The sequence below is a fragment of the Anaerococcus sp. AGMB09787 genome, from assembly GCF_022808955.1.
GTDB lineage: Bacteria > Bacillota > Clostridia > Tissierellales > Peptoniphilaceae > Anaerococcus.
In genome coordinates, this window is record NZ_JAKZEY010000004.1 from 43,630 (window position 1) to 50,065 (window position 6,436).

Below are 6,436 nucleotides of genomic sequence, written 5' to 3' on the forward strand. Positions count from 1 at the left end.
ATTTTATACCCAAAGAGCCCCTCCTCCTATCAAAAGTAAAGGGCTAAGCCACATTATAGTAAAAGAAGGGTAAAAAAAAGAGCCGATCACTCGACTCTCTTTGTCTTTATTACATTTTTGCAGTATCAACGATTGCTTGTAGGTAGCCTGCTGTATCAACTAGAGTTGCACCTGTAACTCCATCAACTGTTCCATCTTCTCCAACATTGCCTAGGGCTTCTTCAACTTCTGCCACAGTTTTGCCTGCTACGAAGTTTTGGATAGCTTCGAAGTTAGCTTTAATTTCTACTGTTGATTCGCCTTTTTCAGCCATGTTCTTTGAGTAAAGTTCGTTGTTTTCGATCTTTGAAGCAAAGACTTTAGCAGGATCTGCAAATCCTTCTACAAAGCCACTTTCGCCTTCAGCTAGGCCTTTGGCATCTGCCATATATTGGAATTCGTCAAATGATGCAGCTATAATCTTATCTCCTTCCATAGCAACAACTACGTCAGCAAATGACTTGTCTCCGTGTGGAGCTGCTGTTGATGATTTTAGGGTTATAGCTTCAGGATCTTCTGCAAATCCTACTGTTGTGATAGCATCATCCTTAGCAACTTCAACTATTTGTTTAAGTAGGGTTGGTGTTGAGTGGAAAGTTGCTGATGATATTGCATCGATTATTTCTTGGTCTTCTGTTTCGTTTAGATATGTCTCAAGTTCTTCTATTGTTTTGCCTACTGCAAAGTCTTGGATTCCCTTATAGGTTTCAGCTAGGCTTGTTGGTGATCCAGCTTCTTTCATTTCTGCTGAGTAAGTTTCTTCGTTGTCAAGTTTTGAAATTAGGATCTTGCCTTCAGCAGCGCCTTCACCAAAGCCACCGTCAGAGTTTATAACTCCTTCATAGTTGCCTTCTTTATCATCGTATTGGTATTCGTTGATTGAAGCAGCTACAATCTTATCTCCGCTTGTTGCAACGACTATACGTGATATAGATCTTCCATTTTCTTCAGTAGGGTAGCCCCTATGTAGGATTACATTACCTTCTGCAGTTTCTGCATCTGTTGATGCAACTGGTTCTTCACTTGTTTCTTCTGCGCTAGCGTCTTCACTACTTGTTTCAGCTTCAGGTGTGCTAGCTTCTTCTACTTCTGTACTAACTTCTGTTTGAGCCGCGTTATCTTCAGCTGGAGCTTCTTCGGTATTATTTGAACAAGCGCTTAAAACTAAAGCAGATGCTAGCATAAGAGTAGCTATATTAACTTTTTTCATTGTTCCCTCCTATAATTAATTGACAAGTATTATTATATAAGAGATGGTTAAAATTTCAAGTATAAGGAAGGTTTTGTGTAAAAATTTGCAGGTATCTTTTATTTTTTCTTAATTTCTGATATAATGAAAACACAATTAAAGATATTGGCGTGGCTAATTGATTATAGGTGGTTTTCTTTGAAAACTGCCTTTTTTTAAAAAATTTTTGGAGGCTTTATGAAAAGATTAGATGTAAAAAGTGAAATTAAACCCCTAAAGAAAGTCTTGGTCCATCGACCAGGAGAAGAACTTCTAAACCTTACCCCTAATACCCTAGATGAGCTATTGTTTGATGACATACCAGACCTTGATAAGGCTAGGGAGGAGCATGATAATTTTGCTGAGATATTTAGAAAGGAAGGGGTAGAAGTGGTCTACCTAGAGGATTTGATGGCTGAAACCCTTAGAGATAATGAGGGACTTAGAGAGAAATTTTTGGACCAATACCTAAGTGAAGCTGATATTGCCGATGACTTTATCAAAAAAGAATCTAGGGCCCTATTAGAATCCATAAAAGATGACAAGGATTTTGTCCTAAAGACCATGTCAGGCATAACCCTAAAGGAGCTAGGACTAAAGAGTGAGCATTTAGTCTTTGATCAAAAGTACACAGCCATAAATCCTATGCCAAACCTATATTTTACTAGGGACAACTTCTCTACTCTAGGCCATGGGGTATCAATCAATACCATGTATAGCGAAACAAGGAAGAGGGAGACAATTTTTGCTGACTATATTTTTAAATACCACAAGGACTACCAAGGCACAAAAGACTACTATGGTAGGAATCAAAAATACCATATAGAAGGTGGAGATATCCTTGCAGTTAATGAAAATCTCCTACTAATAGGAATTAGCCAAAGAACTGAGCTTGAAGCAATTAGAAAGCTAGCTAATAATATCTTACTAGATGATGAAAATGAAATTAGGGAAATCATCGGAATCGAAATTCCTAACGAAAGAGCCTATATGCACCTTGATACAGTCTTTACCCAAATAGACTTTGATGCCTTTACCTACCACCCAGGTATCATCAAGACCTTTAGGGCAATAAGGTTTTTTAATAAAGGTGGGAAGGTAGGCGAAAAATATATAGAAAAGAGCCTAGACGACCTCCTAAAGGATGCCCTTGGACTTGATATGATAAGACTCTTGCCATGTGGTGGGGGAGATCCAATAGCTGCCCAAAGGGAACAATGGACAGACGGATCCAACACCCTAGCCATAGCTCCAGGTAAGGTTATAGTCTATAAGAGAAATACTGTAACCAATGAAATGCTTGAACTTAATGGAATCGAAGTAATTAAGCTTGATAGTTCTACCCTAACTGTAGGAAGGGGAGGCCCAAGATGCATGTCCATGCCACTTGTTAGAGAAGATTAAATTATATAAAGAGAGACTTAATAATATTAATAAAATTAATTTGAAAATTAAGATTTATTAAAGTATAATCGAGATAAGAAAGGCAAAGGAGTGATAAAATGTTTAATATGAAAAGAAAAAATACATCTCCTGTAGCAATGGTTACATTAGTAGGAGTAACAGCTCTTAGTGCAGCTTATCTTTATTTAAAAAATAATGGCAAGATCGATGACCTAAGAGATAGGCTGGAAGATATCAAAGATGAAATAATTGATAGCATAAAAGGGGAAGAGCTAATAAAGGGTTAAGACCTAGGTGGATTTTCAAAAATTTTGACAAGTAGAATATAATTTGCTACAATAACCTAAGAAATTTTATGATTTACGGAGGTATTATGTCAAAGAATAAGAAAATCTACAAGGTAGATGAAAAAGTCCCATTTAAATTATTGTTCCCCTTATCAATCCAACATACTTTTGCGATGTTTGGAGCTAGTGTTTTAGTCCCTATTTTATTTAATATTGATCCTGGCATTGTCTTATTGATGAATGGTATAGGAACACTATTATTTATTTTAATAACAAAGAAGCAAGCACCTGCATATTTGGGTTCTTCATTTGCATTTTTAGCACCAGGTACAGCTATTATTGCAAGTCAAGGATTTGAATATGCCCAAGGTGCTTTTATTGTGACCGGAATTCTGGGCTGCTTTATAGCCTACATAATCTATAAGTTCGGTACAAGCTGGATCGATATCCTCTTGCCACCAGCAGCTATGGGGGCAGTTGTAGCCCTAATAGGCTTTGAACTTGCTGGTAATACTGTAACAGGAGGCTCTATCGGAGCCAACCTTATGACAGATACTGCGACAAGTAAGGATTTTATAGTCTTTATAGTAACCCTCCTTACTGCCGTTATAGGATCTGTTGCTTTCAAGGGATTCTTATCTACTATTCCAATCCTTATAGCAATAATTGTAGGCTATATTGTTTCGATATTTTTTGGAATGGTTGACTTTACTCCTGTCCTAGAAGCAAAGCTCTTTACTCTTCCAAGGTTTGGCCTACCAAAGTTCTCTCTTAATGCCATCCTTGCCATGCTCCCAGTTATCCTGGTTATAACAAGCGAGCATATCTCCCACCAGGTTGTTACATCAAATATTATTGGCAAGGACCTTATCAAAAGTCCTGGCCTTCATAGGTCAATTTTTGCTGATAACTTCTCAACAGCCCTATCAGGTCTACTAGGTGGAGTACCAACAACTACCTATGGAGAAAATATTGGTGTTATGGCGATAACTGGAGTTTACTCGGTCGAGGTAATAGGGGGAGCAGCAATTGTATCCATCCTTATGGCCTTTATTGGACCTCTAGCAGCCCTTATCCAAACTATACCAGGCAATGTTATAGGAGGGGTTACCTTCTTGCTCTACGGCATGATAGGAAGCTCTGGCCTTAGACTCTTAGTTGATAGCAAGGTAGACTACTCTAAGTCAGTAAACTTAATACTAACTTCAATAATCTTTATAGCAGGACTGTCAGGTCTATCCATCAAATTTGGAGCAATAGAGCTATCAGGCATGGTTCTTGCATCAGTAGTAGCAGTTGTCCTATCAGCCCTTATGACTTTGCTTAAGAAATTAGACCTTATTAACGAATAAAAAGAGGACCCAGGATAAAACCTGGGTCGATTTCTATTTTATGACAAAGGATAGTTCTGTTTGGTCTATGCCATAGAGGTCAAAAAGATATCTTAGGCCATGGATTTTAGTATTGTTATTTAGGTTAATATTTATATAAAAATTGTCATATATTTTAATGTAGGAATGTCTAACTTCTTCATTGTTAAAGAAATACCTATATTCATTATTTTCAGAATTTATCTTATCCTTTAGAGGTTTAGAATCAGACTCATAGATAGCCTTTATAATCTCCTTATACATTTCAATCCAAGTAGTAACTGGATAGGTTGATCCCAAGAAGTTATAGGCTGTAATTTTTCTCCCCCTAAGGTCATCTTCATCATTTAAGAAAATTTCTGTATGCTTTCCCACAACTCCTATATAAGAAGATTCTAACATTGGCCAAATCTCTAGGGCCTTACCTACCATTTCCTCATTTCTAGCTATTAGCTCTTCTTCTGTGAATTTCTCGTAGTGGCTTAGCCTTTGATTCATCCTAAGTCCAGAATCAATAAAGCCATGGGCAATTGTCTTTTTCTTCTCGAATGATGAATTCTTGTATTCGGAATTGTAGGCTGTGAGGGTTAGGTTACAGAGTCTATGGAGGTAGGTCTCGTGAATTTCTTCATAATTTTCTCCAAGGCTCTTTTTCCGTTCAGGAGATAGGGTCTGTGGCATGATATGCTCTATAGTATAGGTGCCATTTTGAACTAGCTCGTGGACATCCTTACTTTCACGAGTCCCATAATTTTCATATCTCTCCATAATATATTGCTTGATCCTAGCCTTCATGTGGTAGATATCTTTCTTAGAAAGGGCTTCCATAAATTCTTCATCGGTTGGAAAACGGCTGTTGGATTTTTTAGAAAGGAGAATATATTTGAACTTCTCCAGATAATTGTCCTTATTATCTTCTATCCTATAGATTTCAGAAGCAAGATTAGCAAAAATCTTATTTAGGGAGTTTGTAGGTAGGGAAGAGATTTGCCTTCTCAAAAGATAGGACTCTACTAGGATTAAGATTTGGTAGAGGTCTTCTTCGTTAAGATTTCCTTCCTCTGCTTGTTTCAAGGCTTCCATCAAAAATGGCCTAGTAACCTTGGCTTCAAAGTTTAAAAGTCTTTGTAGGACAGGCTCGATTGTCTTAAATGGACTTTGTCCACTTATAAGTTGCTTATACCTTTTGGCGTAGGCAAGGAGGTCTTCTAGGAGATCTAATTTTTTGCCCTGGTAGAATTTGTTATAAAATTTCTTAAACTCTAGGTAGGTCTTGTTGATGTTAGGGATAGAGCCTGTCTTTAGGCTTATATAATCTCTCACAAAGGCTGATACATCGAAGTCTGTGTACTTTTCTATCTTATGCCGATATTTCTCATAATATTCTTCTTGTAAGCTAGTAGGTCTTACATCCATAAGGATAAAGTTTCTTATCTTATCTCCTTCACTTAGATCAAGGCCGGTTGAGTTGAGGCTTTCAAAGATAAGCTGAGGATCGTCATCACTACTCAAAAATATATCGATAATAATTAACTTCTTAAAGGAATCAAAGAGCTCATCAACACTGACTTCTTCATCGAGAATCCTCTTATAAAAATACTTGTAGTTGGTAGTTATATTAGATGAATCGATAGGGTTATTATTATCGACCAAATTATTAAAGGCGTCTGCATCATTTTTTACAGGTTTTAATTTGATTTTTTTATCACTGGGGCTGTACTTATTAATAAGGTATTCTTCCCTTATCCTTTGCTTGAGATTAGAATCACTTGATTCTATAAGACCCTCATTAATGAGGTCATATATAGCTAAAAGCAAGAGGGAGATAGTCGTAAGTCTTTGCTGGCCATCTATGATTATTAAATCTTGACTCCCCATATCTTCTGCCAAGGCTGATACCATGGATCCAAAAAAATGGCTCTTGCTATTAGTTTCTTTCATCATCAAGAGGTCATCAAAAAGTTGCCTACAGTTTTCTATTTTCCAGTCATAGTTTCGTTGATAGACAGGGATTATAAAACGTTTTTCACTACCCTCCATAAATCTATATAATTGTATTTCATTTCCCTTCATAAAATCCTCCTCCAATAATTATATAATACTTTAAT

General features: G+C 36.9%; 5 protein-coding genes. 3 read left to right on the plus strand and 2 right to left on the minus strand.

Annotation, left to right across the window (positions count from 1 at the left end):
• Positions 1–109 precede the first annotated feature (109 nt).
• Positions 110–1,249: a peptidoglycan-binding protein gene (locus tag MUN42_RS02015; protein WP_243342592.1), complete on the minus strand. Its 1,140-nt coding sequence runs from the start codon at positions 1,247–1,249 to the stop codon at positions 110–112.
• 216 nt (positions 1,250–1,465) lie between these two features.
• Between MUN42_RS02015 and MUN42_RS02020 the strand changes: the two genes are divergently transcribed.
• The 3 genes from MUN42_RS02020 (at position 1,466) to uraA (ending at position 4,310) form a co-directional block, all read left to right on the plus strand.
• Positions 1,466–2,671, plus strand: a complete 1,206-nt coding sequence (locus tag MUN42_RS02020; RefSeq protein ID WP_243342593.1) for an arginine deiminase — start codon at positions 1,466–1,468, stop codon at positions 2,669–2,671.
• A 98-nt stretch (positions 2,672–2,769) separates the two neighbouring features.
• Positions 2,770–2,958 (plus strand): hypothetical protein, encoded by a 189-nt coding sequence (locus MUN42_RS02025; protein ID WP_243342594.1) that lies wholly within the window; start codon positions 2,770–2,772, stop codon positions 2,956–2,958.
• A gap of 86 nt (positions 2,959–3,044) precedes the next feature.
• Positions 3,045–4,310, plus strand: a complete 1,266-nt coding sequence (uraA, locus tag MUN42_RS02030) for a uracil permease (RefSeq protein WP_243342595.1) — start codon at positions 3,045–3,047, stop codon at positions 4,308–4,310.
• A 33-nt stretch (positions 4,311–4,343) separates the two neighbouring features.
• Here the strand turns inward: uraA and MUN42_RS02035 are convergent, their stop codons facing one another.
• On the minus strand, positions 4,344–6,401 hold the full coding sequence (locus MUN42_RS02035; protein ID WP_243342596.1) for a DUF262 domain-containing protein: 2,058 nt from the start codon (positions 6,399–6,401) through the stop codon (positions 4,344–4,346).
• Positions 6,402–6,436: the final 35 nt, after the last annotated feature.

Excerpts from the sequence above, each read along its gene's own strand:
- MUN42_RS02015 (WP_243342592.1), bottom strand. The coding sequence starts at position 1,249 with ATGAAAAAAGTTAATATAGCTACTCTTATGCTAGCATCTGCTTTAGTT.
- MUN42_RS02020 (WP_243342593.1), top strand. The coding sequence starts at position 1,466 with ATGAAAAGATTAGATGTAAAAAGTGAAATTAAACCCCTAAAGAAAGTC.
- MUN42_RS02025 (WP_243342594.1), top strand. The coding sequence starts at position 2,770 with ATGTTTAATATGAAAAGAAAAAATACATCTCCTGTAGCAATGGTTACA.
- uraA (WP_243342595.1), top strand. The coding sequence starts at position 3,045 with ATGTCAAAGAATAAGAAAATCTACAAGGTAGATGAAAAAGTCCCATTT.
- MUN42_RS02035 (WP_243342596.1), bottom strand. The coding sequence starts at position 6,401 with ATGAAGGGAAATGAAATACAATTATATAGATTTATGGAGGGTAGTGAA.